This window comes from Rodentibacter pneumotropicus DSM 21403 (assembly GCF_000379905.1).
Classification (GTDB): Bacteria; Pseudomonadota; Gammaproteobacteria; order Enterobacterales; family Pasteurellaceae; genus Rodentibacter; species Rodentibacter pneumotropicus.
The window spans coordinates 64,855-86,774 of record NZ_KB904060.1 but is presented as its reverse complement, the minus strand read 5'-3'; the positions used below and the strand labels follow the sequence as shown (position 1 = coordinate 86,774).

Here is a 21,920-nt window from a genome sequence, read left to right as displayed (position 1 = left end):
ATGGAAAAAAACACGACCGCATTTTGGTAAAGTGCGGTCGTTTTTTATGGCATTTTTGTACTAGTTAAGCCAGAAAATATAAGCAAATGTCGCAATCACAAAAACACAAACAATATTAAGTACGATACCTGCTCTCACCATTTCGCTTTGCTTCACATCACCGGTACCAAATACAATAGCATTTGGTGGTGTGGCAACAGGTAGCATAAATGCACAAGAAGCACCTAAACCGATAATGAGTGCAAGACCAATTTCCGGAATACCTAAAGATTGTGCGATAGAAATGAAGATCGGTACAAGTAATGCGGCACTTGCCGTGTTAGAAGTAAATTCCGTTAAAAAGATAATAAAAGTTGCGACCAATAATCCAATGAGGTAGTAATGCTGACCTTGTACAAGAAAAACAATACCATCTGCTAGAATTTTGCTTGCGCCGGAATCTTTTAAAACGGCACTTAGTGTTAAGCCACCGCCGAAGAGCATTAATACGCCCCAATCAGTGTTTTCTTGAATTTGTTTCCAGCTGGCAACGCCTGTTGAGCAGATAATAATGGCTGCAAGTAAAGCCACGATACTATCAAAGCTGGCAATATTTTTTTGCAAACCGAATAAACCTGAAACGAGCGGATTAATTTGACTGCTAAATATCCAGCAAAATGCGATAAATACAAAGATTGTCAGGGTTAACACTCGGTATGGATTCATCTCAATTTTTTCAAAGGATTGCTCAAAATGCACATTAAGTTTTGGTTTGAATACAATGAAAAGGGTACCGATCATCAATGGTAATAAAACGATCATGATCGGTAAGCCGTACCATAACCAATCGGAGAAAGAAAGGTGCAAATTACTCGCAACGATAGCGTTTGGAGGACTCCCGACTAACGTCCCCATACCGCCAATACTCGCACTATAAGCAATTCCTAACAAAACAAAGACATAAGTATTATGTTCTTTTTCACGATCCATATTGCTTAAAATACCCATTGCGAGTGGTAGCATCATCGCAGCAGTTGCGGTATTACTCATCCACATTGAGAGGAAAGCGGTGATCAAAAAGAGGTAAATTACTGCAACAAAAAGGTTGCCTCTAGCAAGTGCCATAATTTTATTAGCAATCATTCTATCGAGCTTTTGCATATGTAATGCCGTTGCTAGTGCAAATCCACCAAAGAATAAGAAAATAGTAGGGTCGGAAAAAGTCGCAAGAGCCTGCTTTGTCGTAACGAGATCTAATGCAATGCCCAGTAATGGAACAAGCAATGCGGTAATAGTTACATGTAACGCTTCACTTAGCCAAAGTACTGCGATAAATCCTAGTAATGCAAGTCCTGCATTTTCTTTAGGTGAAAAAGGTAAAAATTTTAACAAAACAAAAAACAGCACAATATCCGCAAGGAATATAATGCCGTTTCTATGCAGTTTAAGTGAAGATGTTGTGCTCATGAAATCCCCCACATTTTTGTAAATCAAATGAACGAAATAATGTTAAAGGAATGTCATAAACTTGCAACGAGCAAAATTCAAAAGTGTGATCAAGTGCAAAAAAATTAAACAAAAAAAGTGCGGTTATTTTTTACCGCACTTTAAATTTTGTTTATTCTTCCTCAAAATCTTTTAGATCGAGAGGTTCTTGGGAAAGAATGATACCGGTAAGATCCGCGTAAATATAATCTTCAGGGAAGAAGGTTACGCCTCCAAAATTCACGGGAATATCGGTTTCACCAATGCTATTTTCATCGGCACTGACGGGAATTGGTGCAAGAGCATGAATACCAATATCAATATTTTCAAGTTGCTGGATTTGGCGAATCGCACCATAAACAATAATCCCCTCCCAGCCGTTATCAGCGGCAAGTTGGGCAAGTTCGGCATCCACTAAACCCCGACGCACGGCACCGCCTCCGTCCACAACTAAGACTCGCCCTTCGCCGTTTTCTTCTAATACTTCAGCGATGAGTCCGTTATTTTCAAAGCATTTCACTGTCGTGACTTTACCATAAAAATGATTTACGCCACCAAAACTTGAAAAAATCGGTTCTACCACATCCACTTGATCAGCGTAGAGATCGCAAAGCTCTGAAGTATCAATAAACATAAATTTCCCCTATTAAAATTTTGAGATTACGTCTAGTATATGCCGATTTAGCCGATAAGCAAGCCCAAACTAAACAGCAAGTTGATGAATAATGAAATCATTGACATTTGTGCAAGCATTGGACGTAATGTAGCGGGTTCTTGGCTGCGATAGACAAAAATTGCGTGTTTTATAAGTAGTGGGGAGGCGAGTAAGAATAAATAATTTGCCCAAGAAGTCGCGGTGGTAATAGTGAAAATAAGGTAACATAATACCGCAATACTTAATAAAATGCAGTGATAAACACGTCCTTTATATGCTCCTAAGCGCACTGCTAACGTATTTTTTCCCGCTTTGGCATCTTGTTCTATATCGCGTAAGTTGTTAATGTTTAACACAGCACCGGCTAATAAGCCCGAGCTGATGGCTGGTAGAAGAATTTTGCTGTCGAAACTATGTGTTTGTAAATAGTATGTTCCGCCCACGCCAAGTAAACCAAAAAACAGCAAAACAGAAATATCGCCTAATCCCATATAACCATAGGGTTTTGCCCCCACTGTATAAGTAATGGCGGCGATAATGGCTAGAACGCCCAGCGCTGCAAAAGTTAATAAATCGGAGAGATTCTCATAAGCAATCCCGATCAATAAACTACCGGAAATAAAACTCGCCACGACCATTAAAATTAAGCCCCATTTCAATTCAATGGCTGAAATGCCCCCTTTTTGAATACCGCGTAATGGCCCGATGCGCTCTTTGGTGTCTGAGCCTTTTTGGTGATCCCCATAGTCATTGGCAAAATTTGACAGAATTTGTAATAAAATTGTGGTGAGTAAACAAAGTATCATCACCCAATAATTAAATTTTTCTGGATTTGCCCAATAACCTAAAGCCGAACCGGTGAAGATTGATGCTAATGCTAAGGGCAAGGTTTTCGGACGGGCAGTTTCCCACCACATTTTCAGTTTTTCATTTGTCATTTTTTTTGACCGTACTTTTTATTACAATAAGTGGCATATTCTACAATAATCTTAAATATTTATGAATGATTTAATCCTATCGCCCATTGCTATTATTCACACACCTTACAAAGAGAAATTTTCAGTACCACGTCAAGCGGATTTAGTGCAAGACGGGGTAGGTATTGTGGAGTTGCTCCCGCCTTATAATTCACCGGAGGCGGTGCGCGGTTTGGAAAAATTTAGCCATCTTTGGTTAATTTTTCAGTTTGATCAAATTTCTCAAGGTAAATGGCAGCCTACGGTAAGACCGCCCCGTTTAGGAGGAAATCGGCGTGTAGGCGTGTTTGCTTCACGGGCGACTCATCGCCCAAATCCGCTTGGCTTATCGAAAGTCGCATTGAGAAAAGTGGAATGTATTAGCGGTAAGGTGTTTTTACATTTAGGGGCGGTAGATTTAGTGGATGGCACGCCGATTTTTGATATTAAACCTTATATTGCCTATGCCGATAGTGAACCCAATGCGCAATCAGACTTTGCACAAGAAAAACCGACGGTAAAACTTCATGTGGAGTTTTCTGAGCAGGCACAAAGTGCGGTCAAAAAAATTGAAGAAAAACGACCGCACTTAATGCGTTTTATTCGTGATGTTATCGAACAAGATCCACGTCCGGCTTATCAACAAGGCAAACCAAGTGAACGTATTTATGGTATTAGCCTGTATGATTTTAATATAAAGTGGCAGATTAAAGCAGGGACGGTGGATGTGGTTGAAATATTGGATATTGAAAAAATAAAGCAGGGTAATCCACTTTGAAGATCAGTGGGGACTACCCTGTTTTATTTTATGCTCTCTATGCAGGAAATAAAATTTATCTTCTTATTGATCCTCCGGCAGCGCATTGAGCACGGCTTTGACCAATGTTGCCAACGGAATGGCAAAAAATACGCCCCAGAACCCCCATAAACCGCCAAAAATGAGGACGGAAATAATGATAATGAGAGGATGTAAATTCACTGCTTCAGAGAACAAATAAGGGACTAGTAAATTACCATCTAAGAGTTGGCCCACTGCAAAGGCAATGATGATATACCAAAAAGTCGGACTGATGCCGAATTGGAACAGGGCAACAAGTGCTACGGGAATGGTAACAAGCACCGCACCAATGTAGGGAACCAGCACGGATAGCCCAACTGCAACAGATAATAAGAGCGGATAATTTAAGCCGAAAATTAAGAAAATCACGTAAGTGATCAAGGTAACAATTAAAATTTCTAAGAGTTTTCCATGAATGTAATTGGCGATTTGCTGTTGCATTTCTGTCCATACTTTGAATGCAAGGTGGCGATTGCGTGGTAAAAAACGGCTTACACCTTGTAACAGTTCGCCTTTATCCTTCAACATAAAAAACATCATTAATGGCACGAGGAAGGCGTAAATGCCAAGTGAGACGAGATTCATTATAGAGGCTAGCGAAAGTTTGACGGCAGATTCTCCAAAGCCAAGAATTTTTTCCCGTACAGAATTAAAGATAGCATCCACCATTGAATAATCGATCAGTTCCGGGTAATGTTCAGGCAAACCAAGAAGCCATTCATTTAATTTGTTGAACATCGCAGGTAAATCACTTAATAGGGAAATTGTTTGGTTCCAAAGCATTGGTACAAGGACTAAAAAGAAAACCGTCGCCAAACCGATAAAACCACCAAAAATAACAATAGTGGCCAACATACGGGGAAGTTTTAGATTTTTCGTTAGAAAATTGATGGGCATTTCTAATAAATAGGCAAGCACAATAGCGATAAGTAAAGGGGCGATTAAATCACCGAAAAAATAAATGGCAATAAAACCAAAGAGTAAAATTGCTAATAATCCCATAGCCTGAGGATCGCCCAAACGGCGCGCATACCAGCTTTTCAACATTTCTAACATAATCAAATATCCAAGTGAGTATTTTTTCTCATTATAAGTTAAAATTCCCTCTAGTTATAGTCAGCCAAAGGAAATTCTATGTCAGTTATTATTTATCACAATCCTCGTTGCTCCAAAAGTCGAGAAACCTTGGCGTTATTAGAGGCAAAAGGTATTCATCCAAAGATTGAGCTTTATTTGCAAAAACAATACACCGTTGCTGAGTTACAACAACTGGCGGATAAATTAGGTATTACGGATATTCGCCTGATGATGCGGGTGAAAGATGAACTCTATCAATCCTTGAATCTTGCTGATTCGGCATTGACGAATGCAGATTTATTGAATGCGATCAGTGAGCATTCCGCTTTGCTTGAACGTCCTATCGTGCTGAATGGCGACAAAGCAAAAATCGGACGACCGCCGGAAAGTGTTCTTGAAATTTTGTAATTTTAAGGTTTACCCGTATAATACGACAGCCGTGGAAATGTCTTCACGGCTTTTTTAAGGAAAAATTATGGCAAAGAAACAAAAAAGTGCGGTTGAAAATCAAACCGTTTATCAGCACACGAGAGGTGTCGTGAGGGATAATGCGATTATGGCATTATTACATGACAAATTATTCCATCAGCGTATTGAGAAAAAACGTAAGGGAAAAGGCAGTTACCAACGGAAAGAAAAACACGTAGGGAAATTTTTTGAAAAGCCCGATTATAAATTTTTTGATTTCAGAAACTTTATAATCGGGTTTTTCTTAAGTTAAAAGCGCAATATGAGGTAAAAAATGTCAAATAAAACAGAAACATTATTCAATACAATATGGAATGTACGAATTAGTGATCCGGGTGAAGAAGGCGCACGCAGCCATTTTTTTGAAACCGTTTATTTAACCCTTACTGCACACTTTGAAGAAAATGGGATTCGCTATGAGTTTGTACGGAGAGTAGAAGAGCAAATTAAAGTCCAACGCTCATTCACAGAATTAAATGAATTATTTAAGTTTTTGGGGGATTATTTAGATGCGGTGTCCCTTGGTATATTGGGCGTAAAAATTGGTAATCTCGGTGTGAAAGCGGAATAGTGCTATCTTCAGGAAAAGCAAAGTGCGGTTGAAATTCAAGGAGAAAATCAACCGCACTTTTTATTTATTTCGCAAGCAACGCACCAAGGGTTTGGTAAACCACTTGAGCGGATTCACCACTTAATGCTTTATTTTCTTCATCAGTAATCACAACGGCACTTTGTTTTCCAATGGCAGAGAGTTGCATAAAATAGGTGCCTTTTTCGAGATCTGGTTTATTGACACCTAAACGTAACCAATCCTCTTTATCTAGAGGTGAATATTTTAATTCACGTTGTCCGCGACCGGCTGTTTCTGATTTGATGTCAAATCCCACTTTTGGCAGCACTGAACCTAATTTTTCCCACGCTTGACCAAAGGTTGCCTCCATACCCAATGCAGTTCTCCCATTTATATCGGTAATTAGTCCTGATTGGAATGCACCCACGGAGGCATTGTTGAGATCTTGTTGTTGCTTCGTATAGTTATTGGTTAATGTTGCAACAAAATGATTTAAGCGAGCGGAGGTATAGCGTTGTTTTTCTGCCACGCTAGGGGTGAAAATAATACCGTCACGACGCATTTGTTTGACTGAAACCGTCAAAGCACTCGCATCATGGGCTGAAACCTGCTCCACTTGGTATTGAATTTCAGTATTGGCTTTGTCATCAATACGTCCGGTACTATGCCAATCCGTTGTGAGAATCGTACCACTGATTGTTGAATCAATATTTTCTTCTTTTAAGAGTCGTTGAATCTGTTGTAGGTTATAAAGTGAGGCTTGTTCATTAGAATAAACAATCAAAGCGCGTTCGCCATCAAATTGCGTGAGTGAGTTTTTGATAATTGCCAAAGGTGTTGATGGCGGGCGAATATCTACAGCGGTATCTTTTTTAATGGCAATATTCGGCACCTCATAGGCGGATGCCTGTTTTGGCAGATTAACGCCACCGCTCGCCAGAGGTGAGAAACTTGGGACTGGTGAGTTTGACTTTTGATAACTATCATTTGCGCTTTGTAATTTTTCAGGATCGGTTGAACAGGCGGATAATAATGTCACCGTTGCTAATCCTAAGAGAATCTTCTTCATAATAAATCCTTTAAAATAAATAAAAAAATTGACCGCACTTTGACAATGAGTTGTTCAGAAAGTTTGGGCTGCAAACCAGCCCCTGGAGATCATTAAATCAAACCTGCTGTTTTTAATGCTGCCTCAACTTTTGGTTGAGCATTTTCACTAAGAATCGTTAATGGTAAACGAATAGAAGGCGATTTGATTAACCCTAAACGATAAGCCGCCCATTTCACCGGAATCGGGTTGGACTCCACAAATAAATCACGATGTAAGGCCATTAAACGCTGATTAATTTCTTCTGCTTTGGAAAGTTCTCCCATGCGTACTAAGCGGCACATTTCTGCCATATCTTTAGCAGCAAGGTTGTTGGTGACAGAAATTACACCCTCAGCTCCTAATTTCATCGCTTCTAATCCGGTTGAATCATCGCCGCTTAATACAATGAAATCTTTTCCTGCTAATTTTTTGATTTCCGTTACGCGATTGATTTCACCTGTTGCTTCTTTTATACCAACGATATTTTCAATTTGGGCTAAACGTGCAACAGTTTCCGGTTTCATATCACTGCCGGTTCGTCCCGGAACATTGTAAAGAATCTGAGGTAAATCGGTACATTCGGCAATGGCTTTAAAATGTTGATACATCCCTTCTTGCGTTGGCTTGTTGTAATACGGCACGACGGAAAGACAGCCTGCCACGCCGCTATCACGTACAAGTTTTGTCATTACAATTGCTTCGCTGGTTGCATTGGCTCCGGTTCCCGCAATGATTGGAATACGTCCTTTTGCCAGTTCTACGGTTTTCTCAATCACTTTGACATTTTCTTCAATGCTTAATGTTGCAGATTCACCTGTCGTGCCTACTGAAACGATGGCATCGGTGCCTGCGTCAATATGAAACTCCACTAATTTTTCTAAGGTTTCAAAATCAATTCCTCCGTGATTATCCATTGGGGTGACTAAAGCAACAATGCTGCCAAAAAATAAGGGATTTTGCGTAGACATAAAACCTCCGTTTCAGATTATCGTGATTAATATTTGAAAAGCGCCTGCTAGGATCGCTAAAATGACTAAAATTTGCAAATCATTTTTTTATTTTGAGGAATTTTCTATGAAAACATTACAAGTGGGTGACACTGCACCGCAGTTTACATTAAATAATCAGGCTGATATGCCGGTTTCTCTTGTGGAATTTAAAGGCAAAAAAGTGCTTATTTATTTTTATCCAAAAGCCCTCACACCGGGTTGCACAACACAGGCTTGCGGATTGCGTGATACGAAGAAGGAGCTGGAAAAATTGGGTGTCGTCATTTTAGGTATTAGCCCCGACAGTCCTAAGAAATTAGCACAGTTTATAGAGAAAAAAGCACTCAATTTCACCTTGCTTTCAGATGAAAATCATCAAGTTGCCGAGCAATTTGGTGTCTGGGGAGAAAAGAAATTTATGGGAAGAACTTACGATGGTATCCATCGAATAAGCTTTCTTATTGATGAGCAAGGCAAAATTCAACAAGTATTCGATAAATTTAAGACCGGTGAGCATCATCAAGTCGTTTTAGATTACCTTCAATCTCTCTAAATCTCTCATAAAATTTACCGCACTTTTGGTTTTTTTACTCAAAGTGCGGTTAAAAATCACTGTGTTTTTCCCTCAATTAATACTTACGATCTCATTTAATATTTACGATCTCATTTCCTTTTGCTAGAATTTGATTTCTAATTGAAACTAATTCTCAATTACTTTTTTGTGTTTTAAGGATAAAAAATGCCTCAACTTTTCGAATTTTTACAAAAATACAGCGATTACATTATTATCGGACTTTTATTTATTATGAGCGTAATTATGCTTGCAATGGTTATTGAACGCTTTATTTTTCTAAGCAGAATTAATGTAGGCAAATATTCTAATATTCATGCATTGGATATCGATCTGAATCGTAATATGACTACGATTTCTACTGTCGGTGCAAATGCGCCCTATGTCGGGCTGTTAGGTACGGTTATCGGTATTTTATTGACTTTCTATCAAATCGGTCAGAGTGGAGGTGATGTGGATGCCGGTGAAATTATGTTGCATCTTTCTTTGGCGCTAAAAGCGACTGCACTTGGTATTTTGGTGGCTATTCCGGCTATGGTGTTTTATAGCGGTTTAAACCGTAAAATTGAAGTAAACCGTTTAAAATGGAAAGTGTTAAATTCACAGAAAGATAAGGAATAATCGTGAAAAAATTTGATGAAATCAACATTATTCCTTTCATTGACATTATGTTGGTGCTACTGGCTATTGTTTTGATTACCGCGTCATTTATTTCGCAGGGAAAAATTCAAGTAAATGTACCAAAAGCAAGTACAACAGTCGCTTTTAAATCCGATGATTTGGCTAAATTGCTAACGGTGACTTCGAAAGGGGAACTTTACTATAACGATAAACCTATTTCACAGGAATCCTTAGGGGCGGAAATTAGTCAATGGGATAAAGGGCAAAAAGTGACGTTGAAAATTGATGCGGAAGCGAGTTTTCAGGATTTTGTGACCATTACCGATTTACTAGCCAAAAACGAGATCAAAAATGTGGCTCTGGTATCAATGAAAGATAAAGGCACCGGTGCGACACCTGCCGGTAAATAGGAAAAGTTATGCAACAAGCTAAACGTTCATCTCTAGCTTTGCTTATTTCGCTTCTCATTCATGGAGCAATCGTTAGTGCGTTGTTATGGAATTGGTATGAATCTAATGACAGCGCAAATAATCATGCCGGTGAGCTAGCAACGACAATTTCAATGGAAATGGTGCAAGGAATGCGTGTTGAAGAGGTTGAACCCGAGCCTGAATCGGAACCTCAAAAAGTCGAACCTGAATCAGCAAAAGAAGAAGTTGTTTCAGATCCGACAAAAAAACCGGAACCTGAAAAGAAAAAACAGCCGGAGAAGAAACCGGAAAAACCAAAAGATAAACCAAAACCACCGAAAGAAAAATCGAAAAAGCAGGTGAAGGAATCAGAGCAATCACAAAACTTGCCGGTAGGCGATCGTAATGTCAATTCTACATCAACGGTAAATTTAAAAGCGACGGCAACCGGTAGTGTAAATACCAATGCAAATATGGTAGGGAGCGGTTCAAATACAAATGAAATTGCCGCTTATAAAGCTGCGCTTTACCGTGAGATCGAGCGTCGAAAAGATTATCCGATGCGTGCGAAAATGATGCGTAAACAAGGGGTGGTTCATATCTCGTTTAATGTTGGTCATGATGGTTCGTTAAGTAATGAAAATGTCATTAAATCCTCAGGTGATGACAGTTTGGATAAAGCTGCATTGAAAGCGGTGAAAAGTGCAAGACCGATTGGACCCAAACCACATGGATTTGCAAGTAATCTATCGGTTCCGATTCGATTTAGCTTGCAGTAAAATAAAAAAGGCAGAGGTAAACTTCTGCCTTTTTGTATTATTTTCGGTAAGTACGACTTCTCATCGCTACCCGTGAATGATTGTTTGATCGGGGTTTTAAAGGAAACGGTTTAGGTAAACTTAATAGAGATGTTTGATCATATTGGCTGACGGGAATCGAATGCCCAATGTATTCCTCAATAGCCGGTAAATTCATTGCGTATTCTTCACAGGCGAAACTAATTGAAATACCGCTTTCACCGGCACGACCGGTACGTCCGATGCGGTGTACATAATCTTCACGATCATCCGGTAAATCATAATTAAATACATGGGTAACATCTGCGATATGTAATCCTCGGGCCGCTACATCGGTTGCGACAAGAATATCTAAAGAACCATCAGTGAATTGTTTTAATAGTGTAAGACGTTTTTTCTGTGCAATGTCACCGGTTAGCAAGCCTGCACGATGCCCGTCTGCCACTAAATAGCGCCAAATTTCTTCGCAGCGATGTTTGGTATTGGCAAATACAATACAGCGTTCAGGCCATTCTTCCTCTATCAAAGTCAGTAATAGTGCCATTTTGTCTTGGTTGGAAGGATAAAATAATTCCTCCTTAATGCGATGACCGGTTTTTTGTTCGGGTTCAATTTCGATGTATTCCGGATCGTTCATATCTTCGAAAGCAAGTTCACGTACTTTGTATGACAGGGTTGCCGAAAACAGCATAGTTAAACGGCTTTGTGGAGAAGGGCATTTACGCAATAAATAACGAATATCGCGAATGAAACCCAGATCAAACATTCGATCCGCTTCGTCCAAGACGACAATTTGGATCTGATCTAAACGAATCGTACCTTGTTTTACATAATCAATAATACGCCCCGTCGTACCGATTAAAATATCCACTCCGCGTTCAATAGCTTGTAATTGTTTGTCGTAGCCATCCCCGCCATACGCAATGGCTGTTTTTAATCCGCTCGCTTTTGCTAAAAATTCCGCATCATTGCTAATTTGAACAGCAAGCTCACGGGTTGGTGCAAGAATCAATGCTTGCGGTTGATTGTGCTCCGTTTTATCTTTTTTATAGGTAAGCAGATGGTGGAAGGTCGTCGTTAAAAAGGCTATAGTTTTACCCGTACCGGTTTGAGCTTGGCCTGCAATATCTTTACCTTGCAGGCTGATAGGCAATGAAAGAGCCTGAATCGGCGTGCAATACTCAAAGCCTTTGGTTTGTAAGGCTTTTAATACAATAGGGTGTAAAGGAAAATCAGCAAATCGCTGTTGGCTTAAATAATCTTGTTGCATGGAAATTACAGTCTATTAAAAATGGCTTGAGGATAGCACGAATGGGGAAATTACTCAAAAATCACCGCATTCTACATTAAAACAGAAAATGGAAAATTGTTTTCTGTTTTTTATTATTCATTTCTTGTTGTTGCTCCTTTCCCATTTGCGTTCAATGTAGCTGCAAGTGGGATGAAGTGCCAACTGATTTTTTGTGATGAAGGCTAGTAATGCTTGATAAAGTTTATCAGCGATACCTTGTCCGCGGAGTTGGTTTGACACAAAGGTATGATTCGCATTAATTTTATTTTCCGTTTCGTAAAAATAAGTAAGTTTGGCGATTTTCTCCCCTTGTTCATTCAAAATAAAAAATTCACCTTTTTGATGATCTTCTTGATGATGAATTTTCACTTTACACTCCATTCATCGCTTACATTAGGATTCATAGCAAAATCGGCGGTATCACTTGGAATGGCTTTTTCTTCTGCTGCCCATTCGCCAAGGTCTATAAGTTGGCAACGTTTGCTACAGAAGGGGCGAAATGGGCTTTCTGCCGTCCAAGGAACGGCTTTTTGACAAATTGGGCAGGGGACTTCAATAATTTCTTCAGACATTTATTTTTTCCGCTTGTTGTAAATAAAAACAGTGCAATTCTAGCACTTTTTGCTTTAGGTGCGGTAAGTTTTCAGCCAAATCTTTGTCATTATTAATGATCTCCGTTGCCCATTTTAACCGTTCTGTTCTGTTCACTTGTGAATTCATAATTTGTCGAATTTGTTCAAAATTATTTTTATCACGTTTTGTCGCCCGCATTAGTTGGGTTTGTGGGCTGACATCTACAACAAGTACACGATGACAAAGCTCAGTAAGATTATTTTCAATCAGAAGTGGTACCACGAAAAGCGTATAGGGAGCGGTTTGTGTAGAAAGTTGTTTCAACATGGCTTCCCGAATAGCAGGATGTAATAGGCTATTGAGCCAATTTTTTTCCGCTTCGTTAGCAAAGATTATCCGGCGTAATGCAGGGCGGTTGAGTTCGCCATTTTCTAATAAAATAGACTGACTAAAATGTTTGGCAATTTGTTCAAGTAAAGGCGTACCTTTTGCCACTACTTCACGTGCGACAATGTCGGCATCCACGATAGGTACACCAAGCTCTGCAAATAAATTGGCAATCGTGCTTTTGCCACTACCAATGCCGCCGGTCAGTCCTACAATATAGGTCATGACTCTTCCTTATGGGTAATAATTGAATAGCCATACTACAAAACTTGAGAGGATGAGAAAAGGGGCAAAAGGCAAAAAAACCAGTCTTTTGGTGGAGAGAAAAGTAAAGAAAATGCCCAGTAAACAAGCAATTAATAAAAAGATAGGGAAGTGTTTTAACGGTAAGTAGCTGCCAATGCCTAGGGCAAGCCAATAATCGCCTTGACCGAACGCTTCTTCTTTATAGTACCATTTTGCGATCCAATAAATGCCATAAAAAAGGAGGAAAAAAATAACCGCACTTTGTAGGCTTTCTTCTAACGTTAAAGAGGAAAAAGATTGTGATGCACCAATGAATCCTAAAGCAGTTAATATAAGACAAGGCGTTGTTGAAATTAGTTGATATTGCCAATCGAGGTAAGCGATAGCCCAAAGCAAAACGATTGAGCAACCAATCCATAAAGTTAAAAACGCATTTTCTGCGGTAAGGGTTAGTAAGGCAAACAAAAATCCAACGATACAAAAATAGCGTAAAAAATGACCGCACTTTTTTCCTTGAATAATGGAAAAATGCGGTTGAAATGGCGGCGGATTTTGCGGGAACAGCTCTATGTAAGAGTGATAAATATCGGTTTGTAAGCGTTTGGTGAAAGTGGAAACGTAAAGCCATAATGCAATACCAAAGATTCCGCCGAGTAAAAAACTTGCAAAGTATATCATTGGACTACCGATCCCATATTAAAAATCGGTAAATACATTCCCATCATAATGATGCCGATGAGGCTTCCAATAATCACCATCATTAAGGGTTCTAGCATTTGGGAAAGGAGATCAATTTGATGATTGAGTTTGTCTTGGTAGCTTTCTGAAATGTGCTGTAGCATCAGCGCCAGTTTTCCGCTTTTTTCACCAATTTGTAACATTTGTTGCGCTTCCATTGGAAAGAGGTGGCTACTGACGCTATCTGAAAAGGCATAACCCTGTGAAACCCACTGTAAAATTGACCGCACTTCTGCATCAAGAATCTGATCACTCACGATAATTTTCTTGGTTTGCCAAGTTTGTGTGCGTGGCAGAAAGCTGCTTAAAGCCTGATTAAGGGGAACACCTGCTTGCAACATTATGTATAAACTTTGGCTAAAATTTACTAAACGGGATAGTTGCTGAATATTTCCCAAGATAGGTATGACAGTAATGATTTGAGATTTTTTATGATGAAAGAGTGTGGAATGTTTTAATTTTAGCTGATAAAACAGAGCGAATATCATCGTAAAAAATAGTAAGACTCCGATGTCTTTTTTTAGAAAATTTGATGTGCTAAGTAAAACAGATGTTAATGCAGGTAATTCGGTGTGATTGCCTTGATACATTTCAGCAAATTGCGGCACGATAAAAAGCAAAAGACCAAGGGTAAGTAATAAAGAAATCCCTAATACCATTGAGGGATAAAGCATAATTTTTTGTAATTTACGTTGTAGTGTGAGGGATTGTTGGCGATGTGCTGCAATTTTGCTACAAACAGTTGCCAGTTTTCCCGTCATTTCACCAACTTGAATTAATTGGATTTCTTGACGTGTAATATATTTACCTTGTTGTTCAATGCTTTGAGAAAAGGCAAGCCCGCTTTCAATAGACTTTAAAATCTGTTCTAACCATGTATTTAAAGCAAGTTGCGTACAATTTTGTTGCAAAATCTGTAAACTACTTTTGAGTGGAATAGCTGACTGAAGGAGTGTTGAAAGCTGGTTTAATAATGCGCTAATTTCTGTGTTTTTAGGTTTGCTACTGAGTTGCCAGTTCTGTTTTAATTTAATGTTGGTTAGACCTCGATTCATCAATTGGAATTGGGCTTGTTGAGCAGACTCGGCAATGATTGACCCTCTTTGCATTTGTTTTAAGGAATTTTGTCCTTGGTAATAAAAAAGCTTTTTCGCCATTTTATACGCCTCCCAAAACACGATAAATTTCCGCTTTATCGGTAATGCCTTGATTCACTTTTTCTAACCCACTTTGATGGAGATTATCAAAATCGGTTTGATAGCCGTTTTGTTGCCGATGTAAGAATTGATAAACACCAATTCTCCCACGATAACCTTGATGACAATCACAAGAATTTGTAGGAAATTGACTGCATTTGGGGCAACGTTTTCGTACAAGCCTTTGGGCTATCACTAACAATAAGCTGCTTTCAATTTCATGTTGTTGAATACCAAGTTGCTGTAAGCGTGAAATGGCGGAAAGGGCATCATTGGTGTGTAATGTGGAAAGTACTAAATGGCCGGTTTGAGCAGCCCGTAACGCCATTGCTGCACTTTCTTCATCTCGAATTTCTCCTAGCATAATAATATCGGGATCTTGTCGTAAAAAAGAACGTAGTAAGCGACTAAAATCTAGTCCGATTTTTGGATTAATCTGGCTTTGGATAATCCCTGTTAATTCAATTTCAATAGGATCTTCAGCCGTCATGATGTGTTTATCCGGTGTGTTTAGCCACTGAAGTGCGGTATAAAGTGAGATACTTTTCCCGCTACCTGTTGGGCCGGTAACCAGAATTAAACCTTGCGGTTGGCTGAGAGCCTGCTGAAAAGCCTGTTGTTGTGCTTCTGTCATCCCTAGTTCTGCAAAACTCAATTCTACCGGCTTATTTTGTTGCGCACGAAGTACTACTTTTTCGCCCCAGTGGGTCGGTAATGTAGAAAGGCGGAAATCAAGAATATCGGAGAAGGTTGTTTTAAACTGAAAACGCCCGTCTTGTGGTAATCGGGTTTCGCTGATATCAAGTTTAGCAAGAAGTTTTAATCGGGAGATTAACCGATTGGCTAAACTTTTACTAATTGGGGATTGGAGTTGTAAAACTCCATCAATTCTAAACCGTACTTGAAAACAGTCCTGTAAAGTTTCCAAGTGAATATCGGACGCATTTTTTTGTAGCGCCGACTCAAAAATACGATTTAGTAATTGGATGATCGGTTCGTCATTGTTTTTTTCCTGATGCTCTTGTTCTTGATGGTGGTAAAAATTCATTTGATCTTCTACTTGCATGGATTGAGGTGAAAGTTGTTGTAGGAGATCTTTGAGTTGTTCGCTGTCAAGTAAAACCGGTTCGACCAGCTTTCCGGTAATAAAAGCAATAGTTTCACAAGCAGAGAGATTGGAAAGAGAATCGACACCGAGCCATAAACGGTTTTCCTCTTCTTTTAAAGGCAAGGAAAAATAGTTCAAGAACAATGTGTGTTGGTGTTTATTGCGTTCCCATAAATCTGGTGAGATCGAAAAAATCTCACCATTTTGAGCTGTTACGCGATGTTCAAGTAATGCAAAATCTGTCATTTTGAGCAGAATCCGGCAGGGAATAGTGAAATATCACCGATACAAGTTGTTGACCAAGTAATTCCGTTAGATTTATCACCGCTTGCCGTGAGGGTATATTCCACGCCATCTAGTGTTCCATTGCCGGAAACGGTAATTGCGCCTGCACTCGTGCTGATATTTTTTATGTAGCCTTTCGCTGTAGTGACGTTAGCGGCAACACCGTTTGAACCACCACTACAATTTGAGGTATTTCCTGTTCCGTAAACACAAAGCTCGACATCTGATTTAAGCGGAGCTGAGGCCTGTAGCAATTCAGACATTGCCGCCTTTTTGGTATAATTTTGATAAGACGGAATGGCAATAGTGGCAAGAATTGCAATGATAGCAATTACGATCATTAGCTCGATGAGTGTGAATCCTTTTTTCGGTTTAGGCTGAGTGAGTTTCATTGATTTTCCTTTATAGATATAGGTGAAGCCAATATTGGCGAGAGCATTGTGTAGAAGGAAAAAAACTTTGTAAAATTGACCGCACTTTTTCTGCGATACTGATCGTACAAGTAGGAGAAAATAATGAAAAAACTGAAATGTATTGAGGAGGGCTGGCTGAAAGATTGTCGTCAAATTCCTTCAGAATATTTTGATGAACGTCCTGATCCTAAAGATATTTCTTTATTAGTTATCCACTATATCAGCCTTCCGCCGGAACAGTTCGGAGGTGGTTACATTGATGACTTCTTTCAAGGAAAATTGGATCCTTGCCTTCATCCTTATTTTAAAGAAATTTATCAAATGAGTGTGTCAGCCCATTGTTTGATTGATCGTTGTGGCGTCATTACACAATATGTAAATTTTAATGATCGTGCATGGCATGCAGGGATTTCTAGTTTTGAAGATCGCGAAAGATGTAATGATTTTTCCATTGGTATTGAACTTGAAGGTAGCAATGAACTGCCTTTTACCGATGCGCAATATGAAGCATTGCAACAACTTACAGCGTGCATTATGTCTGCTTATCCGGACATTACGCTAAATCGTATTGTGGGGCATTCGGACATATCTCCGGGACGTAAAATCGATCCCGGTCAGTACTTTGATTGGGAACGTTATTTGAACGGGATTAATTCTCTGTATAAAAAATAGACAGTAAAATTTATTATGTTATTCACATTATGGTTGTTCAATAAATTTTAAGTTAATTATTTGAATTATAAGGAATTAAATCGTTTAGAAAATCCCCTTTGCCGGATTGGGAAAAGTTATACCGTATTTTGAATTTTCCCAATCACAATTTTATCCACAGAAATATTGGATAATCTTCAGAAAGGGCAGAAAGCTCAGCCGACAATCCTCCATTTGGGAATAATGAATGTTTTTCAACCGCACTTTGATGAAATAAAGTGCGGTTTCTTTTTTAAAAGGATCTTTACAGAAAAAATTTATTAAAGCGAAACGATCTAGTAGGAGAAAACGATTTTTTCAGTTTTTCACACAGGTTTATTGTGGATTATGATTAAGTTAGCCACAATGTTATCCACAATCTAAAATTGTTTGGGTAATAGCCGCACTTTTACCGCTTTGGTTGATAAAAACACTAATTTGTGAAACAATCCGCAGACTATTTTTATATAAAAATTTAAGGTAAAACGATAGTGATCGATTTTGATGGCTACCGTCCAAATGTGGGGATTGTGATTTGCAATCGAAAAGGACAGGTGCTTTGGGCGAAACGCTATGGGCAGAATTCTTGGCAGTTCCCACAAGGTGGCATTAACGATAATGAAAGTGCCGAGCAAGCGATGTATCGCGAATTATATGAAGAAGTGGGATTGCAGCCGAAAGATGTACGTATTTTATCTGTGTCAAAACATTGGCTGCGTTATAAATTACCAAAGCGTTTACTGCGTTATGACAGTAAGCCGATGTGTATTGGGCAAAAACAACGTTGGTTCTTATTGCAACTGGTTTCGGATGAAAAAAATATTAATATGCAAACAACCAAATCACCAGAGTTTGATGGTTGGCGTTGGGTGAGTTTTTGGTATCCCGTACGTCAAGTTGTATCGTTTAAGAAAGATGTATATCGTCGAGCGATGAAAGAATTTGCTACTTTTTTATTTTCCAATGAGAAAGATAAATCAGTAGATCAAGTAGAACGAGAACAAAAATTCCCACCTGCGCGTAAATCCCATTATTCAAAATATTCTAAACGTTCGTTTAATAAAAGAGGTTAGGCTGTGCTGACTTTTATTGCAATTTGCCTGTTAGTGGGCGGAATCGTCGGGTTTCTTGCCGGCTTATTTGGTATTGGTGGTGGATTGGTAATTGTACCAGTATTGGTTTATTTGTTGCCAATGATGGGCGTTCCAGAGCCGTTACTGATGTCAACCGCACTTGGCACTTCTTTTGCTACCATTGTGATTACGGGATTTTCTTCGGCACAACGTCATCATAAATTAGGCAATATTGTGTGGGATGCGGTGAAAATCTTAGCGCCCGTGATTATGATTACGGTGTTTATTTCCGGTTTATTTATTGGCAAGTTAGATCGTGATATTACGGCAAAGCTATTTGCCTGTCTTGTGGTTTATTTAGCCGTAAAAATGGTGATTTCCATCAAACCGAAAGCAATGGAATCGGCAAAAACACTGACTGCAAAATCTTCTATTATTGGCGGTATTTTAATTGGTATGGCATCTAGTGCGGCAGGCATTGGCGGTGGTGGTTTTATTGTGCCGTTTTTAAATTCTCGCGGCATTGATATGAAAAAAGCGATTGGTTCTTCCGCCTTTTGCGGTATGTTACTTGGTCTATCCGGTATGTTGAGTTTTATGGTAAGTGGTTGGGATAATCCTGCTATGCCGGATTATTCTTTAGGTTATATCTATTTACCGGCAGTATTCGGCATTACCGCCACCTCTTTTTTTACCTCTAAATTAGGTGCAACGGCAACTGCTAAATTACCGGTGCCAACGTTGAAAAAAGGCTTTGCATTATTGTTAATTGTGATTGCCATTGATATGTTTTTGAAATAAAGGAAAATTATGAATCAATATCTACTTCTTCCTCATTTTGAACCGACCATTTTTACTTTCGGTGACAGCAATATCGGCTTGCGTTGGTACGGTTTAATGTATTTACTTGGCTTTGTATTTGCCCGTTGGCTTGCCGTACGGCGAGCCAATCAACTCAATAGCGGTTGGACCGTAGAACAAGTGGATACCTTACTTTTCAATGGTTTTATGGGGGTATTTCTTGGGGGGCGTATCGGTGATGTGTTCTTCTATAATCTTGATCATTTCTTACAAGATCCGATTTATTTGTTCCGAGTATGGGAAGGGGGAATGTCCTTCCATGGCGGATTAATCGGGGTGATTGTTGCGATGATTTGGACATCCTATTCGCAAAAACGTCATTTCTGGCAAACGGCAGATTTTGTCGCACCTTTAATTCCTTTTGGTTTAGGATTAGGGCGTATTGGTAATTTTATTAATCTTGAACTCTGGGGACGTGAAACTGATGTGCCTTGGGCTATGATTTTCCCAAATGATCCCCTTTTATTGCCTCGTCATCCGTCTCAACTTTATGAAGCCTTTTTAGAAGGATTTGTTCTCTTTGTGTTGCTCAATCTCTTTATCAAAAAGCCACGCCCGATGGGCTCTGTTGCCGGTTTATTCTTAGTAGGCTATGGGCTGTTCCGATTTATTGTGGAATATGTGCGAGAGCCGGAAGTGGAATCGTTCCTTGGCATTATGACTCGTGGTCAAGCCTTGTGTTTACCGATGATTATCGGTGGCGCATTAATTATGTGGTGGGCTTACACACGCAAAAGTGCGGTAAAAAATTAAGGAGTTTTTATGAAACAATATCTCGATCTTTGTCGCCGCATTATTGATGAAGGGGAGTGGATTGCCAATGAGCGCACAGGCAAACGTTGTTTAACGGTGATTAATGCCGATTTGGAATATGATGTGGCAAATAACCGATTTCCACTTATCACCACAAGAAAAAGCTATTGGAAAGCCGCTATTGCAGAGTTTTTAGGCTATATTCGTGGTTATGATAATGCGGCGGATTTTCGTAAACTCGGCACCAAAACCTGGGATGCCAATGCCAATGAAAATGCCGCATGGCTTGCCAATCCTCACCGTAAAGGTACGGACGATATGGGACGGGTTTATGGCGTTCAGGGTAGAGCCTGGCGTAAACCGAATGGCGAAACGGTGGATCAACTTCGTAAAATTGTGAACAATCTCACTCAAGGTATTGATGATCGTGGTGAAATTATGACATTTTTCAACCCGGGGGAAATTGATCTTGGTTGTTTGCGTCCTTGTATGCACACGCATACCTTCTCCCTTGTGGGCGATACTCTGCATCTGACCAGTTACCAACGTTCTTGCGATGTTCCTTTAGGATTAAATTTTAATCAAATTCAAGTTTTTACTTTTCTTGCGTTAATGGCACAAATTACCGGAAAGAAAGCGGGTAAAGCCTTCCACAAAATTATTAATGCGCATATTTATGAAGATCAACTGGAATTAATGCGTGATGTGCAATTAAAGCGTGAGCCTTTCCCACTGCCGAAATTGGAAGTTAATCCTGATATTAAAACCCTCGAAGATTTAGAAACTTGGGTCACCATGGATGATTTCAAGGTGATTGGCTATCAATCCCACGAGCCGATTAAATATCCTTTCTCAGTGTAAGGCGGAAAAGTGCGGTCGGATTTTGATGAGAAATTTATGCGTCATGCTTTGAGCTTGGCGGATAAAGCCGAATCCTTAGGCGAAATTCCCGTAGGCGCTGTTTTGGTCGATAGCGAGGGGAATATACTGGGGGAAGGTTGGAATTTTTCCATTACTGAAAACGACCCGACCGCTCACGCCGAAATTGTGGCATTACGTAATGCGGCAAAAAAGGTACAAAATTATCGCCTACTGAATACCACCCTTTATGTCACACTCGAACCCTGTACTATGTGTGCCGGTGCGATTTTACACAGCCGAATTCAGCGTTTGGTGTTTGGCGCATCTGATTATAAAACCGGTGCAGTGGGTTCCCGTTTTCACTTTTTTGATGATTATCAAATGAATCATACGGTTGAAATCACCGGCGGCGTATTGACACAAGAGTGCGGTGAAAAGTTGAGTGCTTTTTTTCGTAAAAGACGGGCCGAAAAGAGGCTAGAAAAGATAAGTGCAATATTGTAGTTGATTTACCGATTAAATATTTCTTGAATACGGGTGTGAGTCATTGTGCAGTTATCTTTCCGTTAATCTATAACTTTCTTCCATTAACTGAAACTGACATAACTCATCATCAGGGATGCCGTTATCCAGTACAACAGTAATCCAATGTTCCTTGTTCATATGGTAAGCAGGTAGAATATTTTTATCTTGGCGTAACACACCGACTAATTCAGGGATACACTTAAAATTGGCAATTTCTACATTTCCTTCTCCCTTTAAACCCAGTTTTATTTTAGGAACATTGGCAATTAAGGCAAACCATTTTGCTCTTACATTATTATGGCGAAGAACGGCATAACTTGGGAGTTTTTCCCACAAATATTCAGGTGATATGCCGTATTGATTCGCTGCATGAGTGAGTAAAAATTCACGCTGATTCATCTTTTCCTTTATTT

At 39.4% G+C, this 21,920-nt stretch carries 28 protein-coding genes and 1 pseudogene; 14 read left to right on the top strand and 15 right to left on the bottom strand.

Features of this window, described 5'->3' with window-relative positions; all coding sequences use genetic code 11:
* Positions 1–60: 60 nt before the first annotated feature.
* The 3 genes from A3GE_RS0110425 to A3GE_RS0110415 form a co-directional block, all read right to left on the bottom strand.
* A complete protein-coding gene (locus A3GE_RS0110425; protein ID WP_018357201.1) occupies positions 61–1,446 on the bottom strand; it encodes a DASS family sodium-coupled anion symporter in 1,386 nt (461 codons plus the stop codon).
* A gap of 151 nt (positions 1,447–1,597) precedes the next feature.
* A complete protein-coding gene (gene rraA / locus A3GE_RS0110420) occupies positions 1,598–2,098 on the bottom strand; it encodes a ribonuclease E activity regulator RraA (protein WP_018357200.1) in 501 nt (166 codons plus the stop codon).
* Between the two features lie 47 nt (positions 2,099–2,145).
* Positions 2,146–3,057 (bottom strand): 1,4-dihydroxy-2-naphthoate polyprenyltransferase, encoded by a 912-nt coding sequence (locus A3GE_RS0110415; RefSeq protein WP_018357199.1) that lies wholly within the window; start codon positions 3,055–3,057, stop codon positions 2,146–2,148.
* A gap of 61 nt (positions 3,058–3,118) precedes the next feature.
* Here A3GE_RS0110415 and tsaA point away from each other — a divergent pair, with 61 nt between their 5' ends.
* Positions 3,119–3,853, top strand: coding sequence for a tRNA (N6-threonylcarbamoyladenosine(37)-N6)-methyltransferase TrmO (gene tsaA, locus A3GE_RS0110410; RefSeq protein ID WP_018357198.1), 735 nt, complete (start codon positions 3,119–3,121; stop codon positions 3,851–3,853).
* Positions 3,854–3,916: 63 nt separating this feature from the next.
* Here tsaA and A3GE_RS0110405 read toward each other — a convergent pair whose 3' ends face one another.
* On the bottom strand, positions 3,917–4,969 hold the full coding sequence (locus A3GE_RS0110405; RefSeq protein ID WP_018357197.1) for an AI-2E family transporter: 1,053 nt from the start codon (positions 4,967–4,969) through the stop codon (positions 3,917–3,919).
* A 78-nt stretch (positions 4,970–5,047) separates the two neighbouring features.
* On the opposite strand from A3GE_RS0110405, the gene arsC reads away from it, so the two are divergent.
* The 3 genes from arsC (at position 5,048) to A3GE_RS0110390 (ending at position 6,029) form a co-directional block, all read left to right on the top strand.
* A complete protein-coding gene (arsC, locus tag A3GE_RS0110400) occupies positions 5,048–5,398 on the top strand; it encodes an arsenate reductase (glutaredoxin) (RefSeq protein ID WP_018357196.1) in 351 nt (116 codons plus the stop codon).
* A 67-nt stretch (positions 5,399–5,465) separates the two neighbouring features.
* A complete protein-coding gene (locus A3GE_RS0110395) occupies positions 5,466–5,711 on the top strand; it encodes an alternative ribosome-rescue factor A (protein WP_018357195.1) in 246 nt (81 codons plus the stop codon).
* Between the two features lie 21 nt (positions 5,712–5,732).
* Complete coding sequence (locus A3GE_RS0110390) at positions 5,733–6,029, top strand: DUF5377 family protein (protein WP_018357194.1); 297 nt, start codon at positions 5,733–5,735, stop codon at positions 6,027–6,029.
* Between the two features lie 64 nt (positions 6,030–6,093).
* Here A3GE_RS0110390 and bamC read toward each other — a convergent pair whose 3' ends face one another.
* Positions 6,094–7,098, bottom strand: a complete 1,005-nt coding sequence (bamC, locus tag A3GE_RS0110385; RefSeq protein ID WP_018357193.1) for an NlpB/DapX family lipoprotein — start codon at positions 7,096–7,098, stop codon at positions 6,094–6,096.
* A gap of 92 nt (positions 7,099–7,190) precedes the next feature.
* Positions 7,191–8,087 carry a 4-hydroxy-tetrahydrodipicolinate synthase gene (gene dapA / locus A3GE_RS0110380; protein ID WP_018357192.1) on the bottom strand — a complete coding sequence of 299 codons (897 nt, stop codon included), beginning with the start codon at positions 8,085–8,087 and terminating at the stop codon, positions 7,191–7,193.
* Between the two features lie 106 nt (positions 8,088–8,193).
* Between dapA and bcp the strand changes: the two genes are divergently transcribed.
* The 4 genes from bcp (at position 8,194) to A3GE_RS0110360 (ending at position 10,489) form a co-directional block, all read left to right on the top strand.
* Positions 8,194–8,661 carry a thioredoxin-dependent thiol peroxidase gene (bcp, locus tag A3GE_RS0110375; RefSeq protein WP_026215478.1) on the top strand — a complete coding sequence of 156 codons (468 nt, stop codon included), beginning with the start codon at positions 8,194–8,196 and terminating at the stop codon, positions 8,659–8,661.
* Between the two features lie 186 nt (positions 8,662–8,847).
* On the top strand, positions 8,848–9,300 hold the full coding sequence (gene exbB / locus A3GE_RS0110370; protein WP_018357190.1) for a TonB-system energizer ExbB: 453 nt from the start codon (positions 8,848–8,850) through the stop codon (positions 9,298–9,300).
* 2 nt (positions 9,301–9,302) lie between these two features.
* The gene (gene exbD, locus A3GE_RS0110365; protein WP_018357189.1) at positions 9,303–9,710 is read left to right on the top strand and encodes a TonB system transport protein ExbD; all 408 of its coding nucleotides are present in this window, start codon (positions 9,303–9,305) and stop codon (positions 9,708–9,710) included.
* 8 nt (positions 9,711–9,718) lie between these two features.
* Positions 9,719–10,489: an energy transducer TonB family protein gene (locus tag A3GE_RS0110360; protein WP_018357188.1), complete on the top strand. Its 771-nt coding sequence runs from the start codon at positions 9,719–9,721 to the stop codon at positions 10,487–10,489.
* A gap of 37 nt (positions 10,490–10,526) precedes the next feature.
* Here A3GE_RS0110360 and rhlB read toward each other — a convergent pair whose 3' ends face one another.
* The 8 genes from rhlB to A3GE_RS0110320 form a co-directional block, all read right to left on the bottom strand.
* Positions 10,527–11,777 carry an ATP-dependent RNA helicase RhlB gene (gene rhlB / locus A3GE_RS0110355; protein WP_018357187.1) on the bottom strand — a complete coding sequence of 417 codons (1,251 nt, stop codon included), beginning with the start codon at positions 11,775–11,777 and terminating at the stop codon, positions 10,527–10,529.
* A 117-nt stretch (positions 11,778–11,894) separates the two neighbouring features.
* A complete protein-coding gene (locus tag A3GE_RS0110350) occupies positions 11,895–12,167 on the bottom strand; it encodes a GNAT family N-acetyltransferase (protein ID WP_018357186.1) in 273 nt (90 codons plus the stop codon).
* Positions 12,164–12,370, bottom strand: a complete 207-nt coding sequence (gene yacG / locus A3GE_RS0110345; protein WP_018357185.1) for a DNA gyrase inhibitor YacG — start codon at positions 12,368–12,370, stop codon at positions 12,164–12,166. The genes A3GE_RS0110350 and yacG overlap by 4 nt, the downstream gene beginning before the upstream one ends.
* Positions 12,363–12,983: a dephospho-CoA kinase gene (coaE, locus tag A3GE_RS0110340; RefSeq protein ID WP_018357184.1), complete on the bottom strand. Its 621-nt coding sequence runs from the start codon at positions 12,981–12,983 to the stop codon at positions 12,363–12,365. Before coaE ends, yacG begins: the two co-directional genes overlap by 8 nt.
* Before the next feature lie 9 nt (positions 12,984–12,992).
* Complete coding sequence (locus A3GE_RS0110335; protein WP_018357183.1) at positions 12,993–13,682, bottom strand: prepilin peptidase; 690 nt, start codon at positions 13,680–13,682, stop codon at positions 12,993–12,995.
* Positions 13,679–14,899: a type II secretion system F family protein gene (locus tag A3GE_RS0110330; protein WP_018357182.1), complete on the bottom strand. Its 1,221-nt coding sequence runs from the start codon at positions 14,897–14,899 to the stop codon at positions 13,679–13,681. Before A3GE_RS0110330 ends, A3GE_RS0110335 begins: the two co-directional genes overlap by 4 nt.
* Position 14,900: 1 nt before the next feature.
* Positions 14,901–16,292: a GspE/PulE family protein gene (locus tag A3GE_RS0110325; protein ID WP_018357181.1), complete on the bottom strand. Its 1,392-nt coding sequence runs from the start codon at positions 16,290–16,292 to the stop codon at positions 14,901–14,903.
* On the bottom strand, positions 16,289–16,723 hold the full coding sequence (locus tag A3GE_RS0110320; RefSeq protein ID WP_018357180.1) for a prepilin-type N-terminal cleavage/methylation domain-containing protein: 435 nt from the start codon (positions 16,721–16,723) through the stop codon (positions 16,289–16,291). The genes A3GE_RS0110325 and A3GE_RS0110320 overlap by 4 nt, the downstream gene beginning before the upstream one ends.
* Positions 16,724–16,846: 123 nt before the next feature.
* Here A3GE_RS0110320 and ampD point away from each other — a divergent pair, with 123 nt between their 5' ends.
* From ampD to tadA, 6 genes and pseudogenes are all read left to right on the top strand, one after another.
* On the top strand, positions 16,847–17,416 hold the full coding sequence (gene ampD, locus A3GE_RS0110315) for a 1,6-anhydro-N-acetylmuramyl-L-alanine amidase AmpD (protein ID WP_018357179.1): 570 nt from the start codon (positions 16,847–16,849) through the stop codon (positions 17,414–17,416).
* A gap of 509 nt (positions 17,417–17,925) precedes the next feature.
* Positions 17,926–18,400: pseudogene (rppH, locus tag A3GE_RS0110310) on the top strand (RNA pyrophosphohydrolase); the annotation flags it as partial.
* A 110-nt stretch (positions 18,401–18,510) separates the two neighbouring features.
* Positions 18,511–19,308, top strand: coding sequence for a sulfite exporter TauE/SafE family protein (locus A3GE_RS0110305; RefSeq protein ID WP_018357177.1), 798 nt, complete (start codon positions 18,511–18,513; stop codon positions 19,306–19,308).
* A gap of 9 nt (positions 19,309–19,317) precedes the next feature.
* Positions 19,318–20,121 carry a prolipoprotein diacylglyceryl transferase gene (lgt, locus tag A3GE_RS0110300; RefSeq protein WP_018357176.1) on the top strand — a complete coding sequence of 268 codons (804 nt, stop codon included), beginning with the start codon at positions 19,318–19,320 and terminating at the stop codon, positions 20,119–20,121.
* A gap of 9 nt (positions 20,122–20,130) precedes the next feature.
* Complete coding sequence (locus A3GE_RS0110295; RefSeq protein ID WP_018357175.1) at positions 20,131–20,982, top strand: thymidylate synthase; 852 nt, start codon at positions 20,131–20,133, stop codon at positions 20,980–20,982.
* A gap of 9 nt (positions 20,983–20,991) precedes the next feature.
* Positions 20,992–21,486 carry a tRNA adenosine(34) deaminase TadA gene (tadA, locus tag A3GE_RS0110290; protein ID WP_026215476.1) on the top strand — a complete coding sequence of 165 codons (495 nt, stop codon included), beginning with the start codon at positions 20,992–20,994 and terminating at the stop codon, positions 21,484–21,486.
* A 51-nt stretch (positions 21,487–21,537) separates the two neighbouring features.
* On the opposite strand, the gene A3GE_RS0110285 is transcribed toward tadA, so the two are convergent.
* A complete protein-coding gene (locus tag A3GE_RS0110285) occupies positions 21,538–21,906 on the bottom strand; it encodes an MmcQ/YjbR family DNA-binding protein (RefSeq protein ID WP_018357173.1) in 369 nt (122 codons plus the stop codon).
* Between the last annotated feature and the right edge of the window lie 14 nt (positions 21,907–21,920).